The following is a 15,442-nucleotide window of genomic DNA, read 5'->3' as shown; positions in this document are numbered from 1 at the left end:
ATGCTCATAGCATCCCTTTTTTACGGTCAACGTTTAATTCATCCAGCCCGCATATTTTGCGACTAGAAACAGGGCAACACCAGCCATAATTCCCGCCACGATATCATCAACCATAATACCCAGCCCACCATGAACTCGCTTATCTAGCCACCCAATTGGCCAAGGTTTTACCATATCGAAAAAACGAAATAAGATGAAGCCAGTGATCAACCACTTCCATTCAGTGAGTGGAATATTCAGTGCAGGCACAATGCTCATCGTAATCCAAAAGCCTGCAAACTCATCCCATACGATTGAACCATGATCATGAACTTTCATGTCTGCAGAGGTCACTTGGCATATTTGAATGCCGATCACACACGAAATCAGAACAACAATGACATACGCCGTAAATGGTAATTGTGCCAACAACAAAAAGAAAGGCACGGCCGCCAGTGTGCCCATTGTTCCAGGGATAAACGGGGATAATCCACTGCCAAAACCCGTCGCCAATAGATGCCACGGGTTCTTTAATGAAATCAGAGAAAGAGGGTTGGTCATATCCTTAAACCTATACTGCTAGTTTGGTTTCAATCGTCATGCCTGTGAGTTGCTCAATAGTAACAGGCTCTTGGCTAGAGCTTAGCTCAGATCATTTAAAGTGGTCGAAGCCACTTAAGTCCCAATCAAGTGGTTGATTGTTATCATGCAGCTCGAAGGTTCCATTTGGTCGGATTTGACCAATACATGTGACCTTACAGCCAGTATGAGATAAAGCGCTTTGTAACGAGCCTCGATTTTGCTCCGGCACGGTAAAACACAACTCGTATTCTTCGCCACTTGCTAAAGCATACTGCTGCGCGCTGATCTTATCATCTAAAAACTGGACTAATTCTGAAGAGATCGGTAGCTGAGAGACATCAATACTCACCCCAACCTGAGATCGCTGTAAAATGTGCTTAATATCAGAGATTAAACCATCTGAAATATCTATCGCCGAAGAGGCTAGGCCAACCAGAGCCTGACCAGCGAGCACACGAGGAGAACTAAGGTAATGAGCTCGCTCTAGTGCTTCCGCGCCGGCTCTACTGCGCAGAGAGTCATCTAGAATCACATCCAAGCCAGCTTTTGCATCGCCAAGGTTTCCCGTTACGTATACCCAATCCCCAGGCTTGGCGCCGGATCGCGTGAGCGCTTTGTCTTCAGGTACAAAACCTTGCACCGTCAGTGTCAGACACAATGGGCCTTTGGTGGTATCACCGCCTATTAACTGAATACCATAGTAATCAGCCAGTTCGAAAAATGCATCACAGAAAGGTGCAAGCCATTCTTCATCTGGCTCAGGCATCGTTAATGCAAAGCTCACCCACGCAGGCGTTGCGCCCATCGCCGCCAAATCACTGATGTTAGAAGCCAATGCTTTGTGTGCGACCCATGCTGGGTTCGCGTCGGCTAAGAAATGCGTTCCAGCTACCAATGTATCCGTGCTAATCGCAATCTGAACATTAGCTGGCGCTTTGACCAAAGCGCAATCATCACCAGCGGCTAGATGGACATCTTTACGTTGGCTCTGACGACCGACGAAGTATTTGTCTATCAGATTAAATTCACCAGACATAATTCACTTACTTTTTGATGTAAAAGCTTTTGATACAAAAAAGGTCAGCATGTGCTGACCTTTTCATTGAAGAAATCGTTATTTCTTACGAATGTGAGGTGCTGCTTTATCAAGTACACCATTCACAAACTTGTGGCTATCTTCTGCTGCGAAAACTTTTGCAAGTTCAATCGCTTCATTGATAACAACTTTGTAAGGAACATCTTCGCGACGAGTCATCTCGTACATAGCAAGGCGAAGAAGAGCAAGTTCCATCATATCTAAATCCTGCATAGGACGAGAGATGTATGGACGAATTTTGCTATCTAGCTCAGCGTGGCTAAGTACAACACCGCTTAATAGTTCACGGAAGTAAGCTACGTCTGTCTCTGGAGCAGCAAGCGCTGGCTCAGATGCATGAAGTTCTTCTTCATCGTATTTGTCGCCAGACAAAAACTGTTCTTCAATCTTGGCAACATTCTCTTTAGTAATTTGCCATGAGTAGATCGCCTGTAGAGCGAATTGACGTGCGTTACGACGTGCGGCTGGTTTCACACTGGCCCCCATTAGGAATCAATTTCAGATAGTACATTAATCATTTCAAGTGCGCTTAGTGCAGCCTCTGCACCTTTATTACCAGCCTTGGTTCCTGCGCGTTCAATCGCTTGATCGATCGTATCAACAGTCAAAACACCAAATGCTACTGGAATGCTGAATTCCATAGACACTTGTGCTAGACCTTTGTTCATTTCACTACAAACATAGTCAAAGTGAGGCGTTCCACCGCGAATAACAGACCCTAGAGAAACAATAGCGTCGAATTTGCCAGTTTTAGCAACACGCTGAGCTACTAGAGGTAGTTCTACGGCACCTGGACAACGCACAACCGTGATGTTGTCTTCGCTTACTTGTCCGTGACGCTTTAGTGTATCGATCGCACCAGAAAGTAGGCTTTCGTTAATAAAACTGTTGAAACGAGAAATAACGATAGCAATTTTTGCATTTGGCGCTGGGAAGCCACCCTCGATCACTTTCATAAGCTTTCCTTTAACTCTATTTATAAGTGAAATATGTTCATCAAGTGAGAATCGCCGGATTCTAGCACAAATTTGTGAGCAATATCTAATGGAAATTGGAGGCAAATCACTGGTTCCTAGCCATTGACGAGTTAAGCACGTCAAAGACTAGGAACTTATTGTTCGGTTGTTACTCGCAGACGTACTCAACAACGTTCAGACCAAAACCACCTAACGCGTGGTACTTTTTGTTGGTCGATGACAGAAGACGCATATCATGTACACCGAGATCCGCAAGAATCTGTGAACCAACGCCAACACGGCGAGACGTGCCTTGTTTTTTAGCAAGCGTTGGTGCTTCACCTTTGTCTTGCGCTTCGAACATCTTCACGCGATGAATAAGTAGATCGGTCGATTCTTCATGGCCAAGAACAACCAGTACACCGCCCTCTTCACCAATGCGTTTCATTGCCTTATCTAGTGTCCAGCTGCGCTCTGCATTACGATCGCTACGTAGTAAGTCGGTAAAAACGTCTTGAAGATGAACGCGAACCAGTGGCGCTTTTTCTTTCAAATCGCCCTTGCACATTGCGTAGTGCACTTGGTTATCAATGGTGTCTTTGTACGTGACTAACGTGAACTCGCCAAACTCTGTCGGTAACTTGCACTCTGCCACACGTTCAATCGTTGTCTCAGTGTTATTGCGGTACTCAATTAGGTCGGCAATAGTGCCCAATTTAATACCGTGCTTCTCTGCAAAGATCTCTAGATCTGGGCGACGAGCCATGGTGCCGTCGTCATTTAAGATCTCAACAATCACCGATGCTGGCTCTAAACCAGCAAGACGAGCCAAATCACAGCCAGCTTCAGTGTGACCTGCGCGAGTCAGTACACCGCCGTCTTGAGCTGCGAGAGGGAAGATGTGACCAGGCTGCACCAAATCCGCAGCTTTAGCGTTTGGCGCGACTGCTGCTTGAACGGTACGTGCGCGATCTGCGGCTGAAATACCCGTCGTTACCCCTTCTGCTGCCTCAATCGAAACAGTAAAGTTGGTGGTGTATTGCGCATTATTGTCTTGCACCATTGGTGGCAGACCTAGACTTTCGCAACGATCTTTGGTCATGGTTAAACAAATCAGGCCACGGCCATAGGTTGCCATAAAGTTGATGGCTTCCGGCGTAATATGCTCGGCAGCCATGATCAAGTCACCTTCATTCTCGCGGTCTTCATCATCCATTAGGATGACCATTTTGCCTGCGCGAATATCATCAATAATTTCTTGTGGCGTACTGATTGGCATAGTCTGTTATCCCGTTATTCTAAATTTGTTATTGCGACAGCAATGAAAAATTACGTTGCAGTGAATGCTAGTTAGGTCAATAGTTTGAGCTTTGCATTAAGCAAGTCAATGAATCTCGCGGTGTTCTGTGAGTCTGCTCTTTATCGCATGCCTCACGCAGCCACTCCCAAGACTTATGCAAAACCGTTTTGCTGTAAAAAGTCCATCGTGATACGAGACTCGGCCTTATCTTCTTGTTGTCCTTGCAGTAAACGCTCCATATAACGCGCAAGTACATCAACTTCCAAGTTGACTTTGCGCCCCACTTGAAACTGGTCAATCGTAGTTTCTTCACTCGTATGAGGAACGATCGTCAGCTTAAAAGCATTTTTACGTAAGTCGTTGACGGTTAGGCTAATACCATCAACAGTAATCGAGCCTTTCTCTGCAACGTACTTGCTAATTTCCGCAGGCATTGCAACCCAAAACTCTATCGCACGGCCAACTGAATTGCGTTCGACAATTTCACCAACCCCATCGACATGGCCAGAAACGATATGTCCACCCAATCGCGTTGTTGGCAACATGGCTTTTTCTAGATTCACCTTATCGCCTACTTGGTATTCAGCAAACCCCGTTTTCTTCAAGGTTTCTAATGACAGATCAGCACTGTAATAGTGGCTTCCGAAGTCAACTACCGTTAAGCAAACACCATTGGTCGCAATGCTATCGCCTAACTTAACGTCTGACATATCAAGCGTACCCGTTTCAACCGTGACGGTGATGTCTTCGCCCTTCGGCGTAATCGCAGCTAACTTGCCAACTGCTTCTACTATTCCTGTAAACATACTATTTCTTATCTAATTTCATTACGTTTTATGGTGGCGGTGATGCGAATGTCTACCCCAACCATACGAACGTCTGTAATGTTTAAATCTATGACGTCAGCCATAGCGCTTAACCCTAAAGCACCGATAAGCCCCCGACCATCGCTGCCCATGAGTTTTGGCGCAAGGTAAACAATGAGCTCATCTACAAGATTAGCCTTTATCATCGCACTCGCTAGCGTAGCTCCAGCTTCAACCCATAAGTGATTGATATGGTGCTCATCAGAGATACGTTTTAATGTCGTTGATAAGTCAATTTGGTCAGCGCTGTCCAATAGAGGGATACAGTCTCCATCAGAGCGAACAATAACTCGCTCTCCATCGGTATGGAACAGCTTGAGCGCATCAGTTAAACGGTTCTGACGATCTAAGATTACACGTACTGGTTGACGAAGCTCTTCTTGTAAATACTGCGCTTGAACACTATTAGGTAAGTCATCCCAGCGCACGTTGAGTGATGCATTATCATCAATCACCGTTTTGCTAGTAGAAAGAATGCCACCACTCATTGCTCGATAACGCTGCACATCTTGGCGGGCCGTTGGGGAGGTGATCCATTGGCTCTGACCATTATTGAGTGCGCTTTGCCCATCCAAACTGGCCGCCATTTTTAATTGAACAAACGGCATGCCTGTACGCATGTACTTTATAAAACCAGGGTTAAGGGCAAGGGCATCTTGCTCTAACAAGCCGATTTGAACTTCAATTCCGGCATCACGTAACATCTGGATGCCGCGACCTGCAACTTTCGGGTTTGGGTCTACCATGGCGCAAACCACACGTGCCACTTTGGCTTTAATCAGCCCTTTGGCACATGGCGGTGTACGGCCGTAATGAGAGCAAGGTTCTAGCGTCACATAAGCGGTTGCACCAACTGCTTTTTCACCCGCCATGCGCATCGCGTGCACTTCGGCATGCGGCTCACCAGCACGATGGTGATAGCCTTCACCGACAATTTCTTCATCACGAACGATGACACACCCTACATTTGGATTAGGGGCGGTGGTAAAAATGCCACGTTTCGCTAACTTAATAGCTCGTGACATCATGGCGAAATCTAAATCAGAAAACGCTCTTTCAGGAGTGTGTTGAGTCATGAGCTACTCAGTCTTCTAGGCGGGCAATCTCTTCGCCAAACTCGCGAATATCTTCAAAGCTGCGGTAAACGGAAGCGAAACGAATGTAAGCCACCTTATCGAGCTCTTTGAGCTGGTCCATGACTAAATTACCAATCATTTCACTCGGAACCTCTCGCTCACCCGTCGCACGCAGCTGTGATTTGATCATACTGATCGCTAACTCTATAGAATCGGCACTCACTGGGCGTTTCTCTAAAGCGCGTTGAATACCGCCAACCATTTTATCTTCGTCAAATGGTTCACGGTTGCCATTCGATTTGATCACTTTAGGCATCACTAACTCTGCGCTTTCAAACGTAGTGAAACGCTCGCTACACGCCAAGCACTGACGGCGACGTCGAACTTGATGGCCATCAGCCACTAAGCGGGAATCAATAACTTTGGTATCGTTCTCGGAACAAAAAGGACAATGCATATCACCTCCATATCTATACCAAAATAACCTCATGAGCAATCACGGATAACCACGCGTTCATGGTTATACGGACTCTATTAAAGCTATTTGGGTATAACGCTTTCAAACCGAAATAAAAGCTCATGTAGTGTAGCGGAATTGGTATGTTAGACAAAACAAAAAGGGGCGCAAAAGCCCCTTTTTCACTCAAGATCTCGTCGAATGTGTTAACTGCGTGCTAAGTAGTTCGCTTTACCAACCCACTTGTAGCTAGTTAGCTCTTCTAAGCCCATCGGACCGCGTGCATGTAGCTTTTGCGTAGATACTGCGACTTCTGCGCCAAGGCCAAATTGCGCACCGTCTGTAAAGCGTGTTGAAGCATTCACATAAACCGCCGCCGAACCGACAGAATTGATGAACAGCTCTGAGTTTTCCAAGCTATTGGTCATGATCGCATCTGAGTGGCTCGCGTTATGGACACGCATATGATCAATGGCATCTTTCACATCAGACACAACTTTTACACCAAGAGTGTAGCTCAACCATTCCGTATCAAAGTCACCTTCAACAGCATCGCGAATTTGTGTTGCTTGAGCCATCAGTGCTTTTGCCTTAGGCTCTGTCACGAAGGTCACTTTATCGTTCATGCGCTCTACGATCATTGGTAGGAATTGCGCTGCAATTTTTTCATGCACGAGCAGCGTATCTAATGAGTTACACGCAGATGGACGTTGAACTTTAGAGTTCTCAACCACATTCAGGGATTTCTTTAGATCAGCGGATTCGTCGACAAAGATATGGCTGATACCAAAGCCACCAATAATCACCGGAATCGTGCTGTTTTCTTTACACATTTTGTGTAGGCCAGCACCACCGCGTGGAATGATCATGTCGACGTAATCGTCCAACTTAAGCAATTGAGAAACAAGCTCACGATCTGGTTTTTCAATGTACTGCACAGAAGCGGCTGGAAGGTTCGCCTTTGCGAGCGCAGACTGAATAACCTTCACTAATTCCATATTCGAGAAAAATGTCTCTTTGCCACCACGTAAAATACTTGCGTTGCCGGTTTTCAAGCACAACGCTGCAATATCAATGGTTACGTTTGGACGCGCTTCATAAATTACGCCCACGACACCAAGCGGCACACGACGACGAGACAGTGACATCCCATTTTCCAGTACCTTACTGTCTATTTCGCTGCCTACAGGATCGTTCAAGCTAATGACGTTGCGAACATCATTCGCAATTGCAGTCAATCGTTCTTCATTAAGCAAAAGGCGATCGAGCAGCGCATCGGTTAAACCCGCTTCACGGCCAAGTTCGATGTCTTTAGCGTTTGCCGCCAAAATAGCAGCAGAGTTTGCTTCTAGCTCATCAGCAATGATGGCTAATGCTTGGTTCTTTTGCGCAGTTGACGCTGTCGCTAATTCGAAAGCTGCATCTTTAGCAGCTTTACCCATATTCGTTAAATCCACTTTGCTTCCCTCTAATTCTATTCCTGAATGACGACCAAATCATCGCGGTGAATCACCTCAGAGCCATAATCATGCCCCAAAATAGAGATGATATCTTTACTGTGTTTACCCGTAATTTTAGTTAGGTCATCACTTGAGTAGGCGCTGATGCCACGAGCCACCAACTTACCGTGAGCGTTTGTTACACGCGCCACTTCGCCTCGTGCGAAGTCACCACTAACTTTGATGACCCCTTTAGCAAGTAGGCTACTGCCCTTGCCGACCACAGCATTGACTGCACCATCATCAATAACGATGTCGCCCGATGCCGCAGGTCCCGCTAGAATCCAGCGTTTACGGTTCTCTAAGGCTTCAGCGCAAGGTAGGAAGCGCGTGCCCTGAGGTTCAGCACTTAAAGAGTCAAAGATAACATTCGACGCACTACCAGCAGCAATAATAACCTCGATACCTGCGCGGCGAGCGATGTCTGCGGCTTGCAGCTTCGTTGCCATACCACCAGTACCCAATGTTGTACCGCTTCCACCTGCGATTTTACGCAGCGTATCGTCGATGGTTTTTACTTCCTTGATAAGCTCTGCGTTCGGATCTCTACGAGGGTCAGCAGTAAACAGACCTTTTTGGTCCGTTAAAAGCAAGAGCTTATCTGCACCACATAAAATGCCTACCAAAGCGGAAAGGTTGTCGTTATCGCCAACTTTAATCTCGCTAGTCGCAACGGCATCATTTTCGTTTACGATAGGAACAATATCGTTCGCAACGAGCGCATTAATAGTGTCACGCGCGTTAAGGAATCGCTCACGATCTTCTAAATCGGCACGGGTTAGTAGCATTTGGCCGATCTTGATACCATAAATACCAAACAAAGACTCCCATGTTTGAATCAAGCGACTCTGCCCCACCGCGGCAAGTAACTGCTTACTCGCCATCTCGTTGGGCAATGCGGGGTAACCAAGATGCTCACGGCCTGCTGCAATCGCACCAGACGAAACCATTACGATTGAATGGCCTTGTTTTTTAAGCTCAGCACACTGGCGTGCTAACTCAACCATGTGTGCACGGTCGAGTGCCAGAGTGCCGCCTGTCAGCACACTTGTACCCAGTTTCACAACGACAGTTTGTGGTTGTGAAACAACTGCATTTTGTTGATTCGTTGTCATGATGTCTTCTGAAGTGAAAAACAAATAAAGAGAGGATGTTTTAACAATCAAATAGGGAATTAACAAGAGAAAAGGTGCGTTTTCGCACCTTTTTGTTTGGTATTAAATGAAAACAACCAAATTAAGCGAAATCGAAAGACTCCGTGTGATATTCGACTTCTAATTTGAAGTGTTCTTCTAAAGTATCAACCAGCTTTTGATGGAATGTGCTCTGCGTGAGATACACTTCCTCTACCACTTTTTTGGGAAGGGCTTCAGATACCCATTGCCCTTCTTTGTTGTACTTGCCAATATGATATTTAGCAGTAAAGCCTCCCTCGATGGATTCCAAATCCATCCACCAGCCCCAAAATTCACGCTTCTCAGGCGATTTTTTGTCGTCTACACATACAGATAAACAATCAAAATAATAGCGCCCTTCTTGCGATTGTGGTTCGCGCAGGTAAGGCCCTATCGCCTTCAACTTTGACATCAAGCGAAAGTGAGTCGGGCCCTGAGTCGTCTCTGACATATGAATCTCCGTTTTCATAGTTAAAAGTAAACACCCAAGAATGATTATTATTTTTAATTATCATGAGCTTATTTTTTGCTCAGATATATCACTCTTAACTAATTTAGGAGAATTGTCACCCTAATAATTCATCTTCTAGCCACTTTATGGCTAAATCGAGGGATTGCTCATATCCTTTTGTAATTGTTTTGGAACTGATTTTTTTCGCTCTACCATACTGGCTAAATAGAGCAACAAGTTGATTATCACTGTGTGGCGACACTGGATCGCCTTCAAGACTCAAAGCCAAAATAGGCACTTTGGTTTTTCGACTGCTCAGGAAGCCCTGAATCTTCAATGACCACGCCATCATCTGACCAGCCATGCTATTAATATCAACCGCATTTTTCCCCAAACGGGAAGCCAAAAGGTCTAAATACATCTTCGGCATTTTTTGTAACTTCTGAGGGGAAGTAAAAATATCATGTACGGGTGCGCCTAGAGCGACACAAGCTTTGATCTTTTCCTGCTCGACAAAAGAGAGTCTGATCATGGCATTACCACCAAAACGAAACCCAACTAACCCCACTTTGTGATGATCAACCCAAGGTAGCGAGTAAAGCTCATTCAATACCGCTTGATGTAGGCAACTTGAATTCTCGGTCAAGGGCCAATGAGAGCTATGCCCTACCGAAGGCATGTCCACGGTTAACATCGCAATATCTCGCGGTGCAAGACGATTACGGAACAAACGCCACATGTCGGTTTGTAGAGTATCCAAACCAGCGCTCACCATGACCACAGGCAACTGTTTATCCGTTCTTGGTAAATGGAGGTTCGCGATGATTTTGCGATTTTGGTAAGGCACTTCAATTTGCTTGATGGTGTACTTAGTTTTTTCTGCGCCGTCAGAATACGCTTTGTTTGCCAGTACTTGAGCCTGCGATGCCAAGTTATCATTTTTTAAATGTGGGTAGCCTGCAATACTAAAACACAAAGAAGCAGTGAAGAGTTCATCCGCTGCCTCTTCTCCTTGCATTTCATTTGCTCGCTTCTGATGATCCATACCAAGCTTGATCCACTCAAATGTCCAGTTACCACTGTGATAACCCATTACAGTGTCTAACCAATCATCATTGGTTCGCGAGTGAGATGATGAAGCAATTTTGGACAGTACGCCTTCCATTTCGATCGGAGACAATCCTTGCCAAGCCCATTGCAAGCGACGCAAATGACGATACCAAGCACGATCACCCTGCGCTTCTCGTTCATCAAGTATTTTTTTACTGGTCGGCATGTACTGGGTAAGCGCGGAGGTTTCTTTTGCTTGCTTATGTTTCACGAACAAAGTTTCGGAAAGATTTTTACTGACGTCTTCAGACATAGGAAGAACCCTAGGCTATTAGCATGATTTAATATCATAATAAAAAAAATGCCCCTATAAAGGGGCATTTCTCAATATTCTTTAACCGCGCTTATTTTTGCTTGCGGTTTACTGGCTCAGCATACTGGATTGACATATCCCAAGGCTGCTCGATCCAAGTGTCTTGAGCAATATCTACAACGTAATCATCCAGCAGCTCTTTGCCTGATGGTTTCGCACACACAGCGATCATTTTCGCTTTTGGATACATCTCACGTAGTTTGCGCGCTGTATCACCACTGTCTACTAGGTCTTCAACGATTAGGTAACCTTCGCCATCACCTTCAGGTGCTTTTAGTACCGTCATGTCGCGCTGATGATCATGGTCGTAGCTTGAAATACAGATTGTATCAACGTAACGAATACCCAGTTCACGAGCCAAAATAGCGCCAGGAACCAAACCGCCGCGGCTTACCGCCCAAATTCCTTTCCATTGCTCAGCTGGCATTTGTTTTTCAGCCAGTTCACGGCAGTAAGTCTGCATTGCATCCCAAGTGATAATGAATTTTTTACTCATTGTAATAACCTAATAATTTGAAAATATGCATCCTCAAAATCTAGCGAAGTCACTCAAAAGCGGAATGCTCACTAACTTCTCCAAAATGTTTGGAGACGAGGATTTCAAGCTGCGCAAACGATTATTCTACCGAAACACACCGCTAATACCAACGGTGATATCAAAATTCTCTGCCTATTCCGCAGAAAAACCGTCTTCTGTGAACAACGTAAAAAAGAAAAAGCCAGCGTGAATAAATCCACACTGGCTTTTTGCTCGAGAAATTAACCGACGAGGTATTTAACGATGAAGATGGCTGACATCACCCATACACTCATCGACACTTCACGGCCCTTACCGCTGAATAACTTGATCGCCGCATATGCGATAAAGCCTAACGTGATACCTTCTGCAATCGAGAATGTTAGCGGCATAACTAAACAAGTCACAACAACTGGGGACGCTTCAGTTAGGTCACGCCAATCAATGCTTACTAGCCCAGACAGCATCAAGATCGCCACATAGAATAGCGCACCTGACGTTGCATAAGCAGGGATCATACCCGCAAGTGGTGAGAACAATAGAGCAAGTAGGAAGAGTACACCAACAACCACGGCTGTTAGACCAGTACGCCCACCCGCAGCCACACCAGAAACGCTTTCAATATAAGATGTCGTGTTAGAAGTACCAAGTAATGCACCTACTGACGTTGCTGTTGAGTCTGCAAGTAACGCTTTGTTTAAACGAGGGATGTTGCCATTCTCATCAGTTAGACCTGCTTTTTGAGAAACGCCAACGAGCGTACCTGCGGTGTCAAATAAATCGACAAATAGGAAAGCAAATACGACGGAAATCATGCCTACTTCAAACAAACCAGAGAAATCCAGTTGCATGAAAGTTGGCGCAATGCTTGGTGGCGTTGACATAATACCGCCCCACTGCACATCACCAAATAGAAGACCAAGCGCTGTAACGCCAAGAATAGCGATCATCACCGCACCTTTCACACCACGGTGAACCAATGCAATCGTAAGAAAGAAGCCAATCGCGGCCAATACAGATGGCAATGATGTGATCTCTCCCATAGAAACTAATGTCGCTGGGTTATCAACGACGATACCTGCATTTTTTAATGCGATAAACGCTAAGAAAAGACCAATACCAGCTGAAATACCTGTTCGTAGAGAATGCGGGATCGAGTTAATAATCCACTCACGGATCTTAAATACGCTTAAAAGAATAAACAGAAGGCCAGAAACAAATACAGCCGCTAACGCAACTTGCCACGTATAACCCATTCCCAATACAACAGAGTAAGTGAAAAATGCGTTCAGGCCCATTCCTGGTGCCTGTGCGATTGGGTAATTCGCAACAAATCCCATAATAAAACAGCCGATTGCGGCAGCAAGACAAGTCGCGACAAAAATGGCACCACGGTCCATACCGGTATCCGACAGGATCGCTGGGTTTACAAAAATAATGTAAGCCATAGTTAGGAAGGTCGTAACACCTGCAATGATCTCAGTACGCACATTTGTGCCATTTTCACTGAGTTTAAAAAGCCTCTCGAGCATGATCGAATCCTGTAAAGGTAAAAAAGTAAACGGTTGCGTAATCGATTGGCGGGAATTATAAAGTTATCAAATAGCAAATTCTAGATAGAATCTTCACTCTAATGCGTTTTTTTTCTTTGGATATGAAACACATTCTCTAACCTATCAAAGTAGGCAAAGGAATATATTCTTACAAAACAATAGGTAACCTAGATAACACAGTTCCCTAAAAGAGAATAAAAACTGAGCAATGTACTAAACTTTCAGATGAAAAAGGCCCATTTTTAACATGGTATCTAACAGATTTGATGGAAAAGTCGATAAAACCGAAGAATGGGGAATAGAAGAAGGCTTTGATGGCAATAAGTGAGTCAGGAAGAGAAAATAGAGATAAAAAAACGCCACCCAATGTGGGTGGCGGTGAATCATGTCAGCACTATCACTGAAAAAAAATTCCAATTTATAGGGGTGAACAAACTGTTCGAGTCACATGCGTTGACTTCACTTAGTAGCCAAAGCTTGTTGGGTATACAAAGTTACCGGTGTAAACAGACTTGCTATTCCAGAACATTGTACTTGGTAAACCTTTCATAACTATCACCTTTTAAATCAATTAAACATTCGTTGATTTCTCGGTTCCTTGGAGGCGATAAAACGGACTCATCCTTTGAGCATTTCATTCTTCTCTCAGAAGCTGGTTACAAATATACCACCAAGAAATTTAATTACAAGCATTTTAGTGATTGGAATCACAAAAAATGCACAAATTGACCTTTATCAAAGTTTATGTGTAATTAAATTACAATTTTATGAATAAAAAAATAAAGCCACTTTCAGAATATATGATAGAGAACACATAGTGCTTGTTATTGTATTCACAAACTGTGACAGTTCTGAGAGAAATCCTTGTGATCGCGACTACTCGTACTCTTTATCTGGTGGTATGCTAACGGCAATTTGAAGGCCAAATCGTATAGCATTTAATGCTACCTTGATAATATTTTTACGGTATATATTTGGCAAAGCACATCAAAAGGAGTCATCCGTGTCTGAGTTCCATTCTGAGATCAGTACCTTATCACCTGCTCCACTTTGGCAGTTTTTCGATAAGATTTGTTCTATCCCTCATCCATCGAAACATGAAGAAGCATTAGCACAGTACATTATCAACTGGGCAACAGAGCAAGGCTTTGACGTTCGCCGTGATCCAACCGGTAACGTGTTCATCAAAAAGCCCGCGACACCAGGAATGGAAAATAAGAAGGCTGTTGTACTTCAAGCACACATCGACATGGTGCCGCAGAAAAACGAAGACACTGAACACGACTTCACCAAAGATCCAATCCAACCTTACATCAATGGCGAATGGGTAACTGCGAAAGGCACGACGCTTGGTGCAGATAACGGTATTGGTATGGCTTCTTGCCTTGCTGTATTGGCATCTAAAGATATTAAGCACGGTCCACTCGAAGTTCTGCTGACGATTGATGAAGAAGCAGGCATGACTGGCGCATTTGGCCTTGAAGCTGGTTGGTTAGAGGGTGAGATTCTTCTAAATACAGACTCTGAACAAGAAGGCGAAGTCTACATGGGTTGTGCAGGTGGCGTTGATGGCACCATGACTTTCGATATTTCTCGAGAATCAACGCCTGCAGGTTTTGTAACACGCCAACTGACGCTGAAAGGCCTAAAAGGTGGTCACTCAGGTTGTGACATTCACACAGGTCGCGGTAATGCCAACAAATTACTTGGTCGTTTCCTTGCCGGTCATGCTCAAGAGCTTGATTTACGTTTAGTCGAATTCCGTGGTGGTAGCTTACGTAATGCAATCCCTCGCGAAGCGTTTGTTACTGTCGCGCTTCCTGTCGAAAACCAAGACAAGCTTGCTGAGCTGTTCAACCACTACACTGAGCTGCTTAAAACTGAATTGGGTAAAATCGAAACAGGTATCGTAACCTTTAATGAAGTGATCACGACTGACGCGCAAGTATTTTCAATCGCCGATCAGCAACGATTCATTGCGGCACTTAACGCTTGTCCAAACGGCGTAATCCGTATGAGTGATGAGGTGGAAGGCGTTGTTGAAACTTCTCTAAACGTTGGTGTGATCAGCACAGAAGAAAATAAAGTCACCGTGCTTTGCTTGATTCGTTCTCTCATTGACTCTGGCCGTAGCCAAGTGGAAAGCATGCTGCGCTCGATTACTGAGCTAGCAGGCGCACAAATTCAGTTCTCAGGCGCTTACCCTGGCTGGAAGCCAGATGCAGATTCCGAGATCATGGCAATTTTCCGTGATATGTATGAAGGCATTTACGGTCATAAGCCGAACATCATGGTCATCCATGCTGGTCTTGAGTGTGGCCTATTTAAAGAACCATACCCACACATGGATATGGTTTCTTTCGGTCCAACAATAAAATTCCCTCACTCTCCAGATGAGAAAGTGAAGATTGATACTGTTCAGTTGTACTGGGAACAGATGGTCGCGCTTTTAGAAGCGATTCCAGAGAAAGCATAATTCAATCACGAAAAACGACAAAGGGTGCCATACGGC

Annotated in this window: 15 protein-coding genes; 1 reads left to right on the top strand and 14 read right to left on the bottom strand. The window is 44.8% G+C overall.

Going from position 1 to position 15,442, the window contains the following annotated elements; genetic code table 11:
• Window positions 1–33: 33 nt before the first annotated feature.
• The 14 genes from pgpA to KJB35_RS08910 all read right to left on the bottom strand — a co-directional run bounded on the left by pgpA (window position 34) and on the right by KJB35_RS08910 (window position 12,909).
• Window positions 34–540 carry a phosphatidylglycerophosphatase A gene (gene pgpA, locus KJB35_RS08975; protein WP_005381569.1) on the bottom strand — a complete coding sequence of 169 codons (507 nt, stop codon included), beginning with the start codon at window positions 538–540 and terminating at the stop codon, window positions 34–36.
• A 91-nt stretch (window positions 541–631) separates the two neighbouring features.
• On the bottom strand, window positions 632–1,597 hold the full coding sequence (gene thiL / locus KJB35_RS08970) for a thiamine-phosphate kinase (RefSeq protein ID WP_005381570.1): 966 nt from the start codon (window positions 1,595–1,597) through the stop codon (window positions 632–634).
• 78 nt (window positions 1,598–1,675) lie between these two features.
• Entirely contained in the window at window positions 1,676–2,143 is a 468-nt protein-coding gene (gene nusB / locus KJB35_RS08965; protein WP_005381571.1) for a transcription antitermination factor NusB, read from the bottom strand.
• Window positions 2,143–2,613 (bottom strand): 6,7-dimethyl-8-ribityllumazine synthase, encoded by a 471-nt coding sequence (gene ribE / locus KJB35_RS08960; RefSeq protein ID WP_005381572.1) that lies wholly within the window; start codon window positions 2,611–2,613, stop codon window positions 2,143–2,145. The genes nusB and ribE overlap by 1 nt, the downstream gene beginning before the upstream one ends.
• 169 nt (window positions 2,614–2,782) lie before the next feature.
• Window positions 2,783–3,892 (bottom strand): bifunctional 3,4-dihydroxy-2-butanone-4-phosphate synthase/GTP cyclohydrolase II, encoded by a 1,110-nt coding sequence (gene ribBA / locus KJB35_RS08955; protein WP_005381573.1) that lies wholly within the window; start codon window positions 3,890–3,892, stop codon window positions 2,783–2,785.
• A 173-nt stretch (window positions 3,893–4,065) separates the two neighbouring features.
• Window positions 4,066–4,719 carry a riboflavin synthase gene (locus tag KJB35_RS08950; protein WP_005381574.1) on the bottom strand — a complete coding sequence of 218 codons (654 nt, stop codon included), beginning with the start codon at window positions 4,717–4,719 and terminating at the stop codon, window positions 4,066–4,068.
• An 8-nt stretch (window positions 4,720–4,727) separates the two neighbouring features.
• Window positions 4,728–5,855, bottom strand: a complete 1,128-nt coding sequence (ribD, locus tag KJB35_RS08945; RefSeq protein ID WP_213908016.1) for a bifunctional diaminohydroxyphosphoribosylaminopyrimidine deaminase/5-amino-6-(5-phosphoribosylamino)uracil reductase RibD — start codon at window positions 5,853–5,855, stop codon at window positions 4,728–4,730.
• 7 nt (window positions 5,856–5,862) lie between these two features.
• The gene (gene nrdR, locus KJB35_RS08940) at window positions 5,863–6,312 is read right to left on the bottom strand and encodes a transcriptional regulator NrdR (protein WP_005381578.1); all 450 of its coding nucleotides are present in this window, start codon (window positions 6,310–6,312) and stop codon (window positions 5,863–5,865) included.
• A gap of 206 nt (window positions 6,313–6,518) precedes the next feature.
• Window positions 6,519–7,769, bottom strand: coding sequence for a glutamate-5-semialdehyde dehydrogenase (locus KJB35_RS08935; protein WP_054579047.1), 1,251 nt, complete (start codon window positions 7,767–7,769; stop codon window positions 6,519–6,521).
• Window positions 7,770–7,786: 17 nt separating this feature from the next.
• Window positions 7,787–8,926, bottom strand: a complete 1,140-nt coding sequence (proB, locus tag KJB35_RS08930; protein WP_054579046.1) for a glutamate 5-kinase — start codon at window positions 8,924–8,926, stop codon at window positions 7,787–7,789.
• A gap of 121 nt (window positions 8,927–9,047) precedes the next feature.
• Window positions 9,048–9,437: a sigma factor-binding protein Crl gene (gene crl, locus KJB35_RS08925; protein ID WP_005381584.1), complete on the bottom strand. Its 390-nt coding sequence runs from the start codon at window positions 9,435–9,437 to the stop codon at window positions 9,048–9,050.
• A 115-nt stretch (window positions 9,438–9,552) separates the two neighbouring features.
• The gene (frsA, locus tag KJB35_RS08920; RefSeq protein WP_213908017.1) at window positions 9,553–10,800 is read right to left on the bottom strand and encodes an esterase FrsA; all 1,248 of its coding nucleotides are present in this window, start codon (window positions 10,798–10,800) and stop codon (window positions 9,553–9,555) included.
• A gap of 91 nt (window positions 10,801–10,891) precedes the next feature.
• Window positions 10,892–11,356, bottom strand: coding sequence for an oxytetracycline resistance phosphoribosyltransferase domain-containing protein Tet(34) (gene tet(34), locus KJB35_RS08915; RefSeq protein ID WP_005381590.1), 465 nt, complete (start codon window positions 11,354–11,356; stop codon window positions 10,892–10,894).
• A 263-nt stretch (window positions 11,357–11,619) separates the two neighbouring features.
• On the bottom strand, window positions 11,620–12,909 hold the full coding sequence (locus KJB35_RS08910) for an NCS2 family permease (RefSeq protein WP_005381592.1): 1,290 nt from the start codon (window positions 12,907–12,909) through the stop codon (window positions 11,620–11,622).
• A 1,024-nt stretch (window positions 12,910–13,933) separates the two neighbouring features.
• Between KJB35_RS08910 and KJB35_RS08905 the strand changes: the two genes are divergently transcribed.
• Complete coding sequence (locus KJB35_RS08905) at window positions 13,934–15,406, top strand: aminoacyl-histidine dipeptidase (RefSeq protein ID WP_042521203.1); 1,473 nt, start codon at window positions 13,934–13,936, stop codon at window positions 15,404–15,406.
• The last annotated feature ends 36 nt before the right edge of the window (window positions 15,407–15,442 follow it).

This window comes from Vibrio sp. D431a (genome assembly GCF_030248655.1).
Lineage (GTDB): Bacteria > Pseudomonadota > Gammaproteobacteria > Enterobacterales > Vibrionaceae > Vibrio > Vibrio alginolyticus.
The sequence above is the reverse complement of the archived record's forward strand: the minus strand, read 5'-3'. Positions and strand labels throughout refer to the sequence as shown.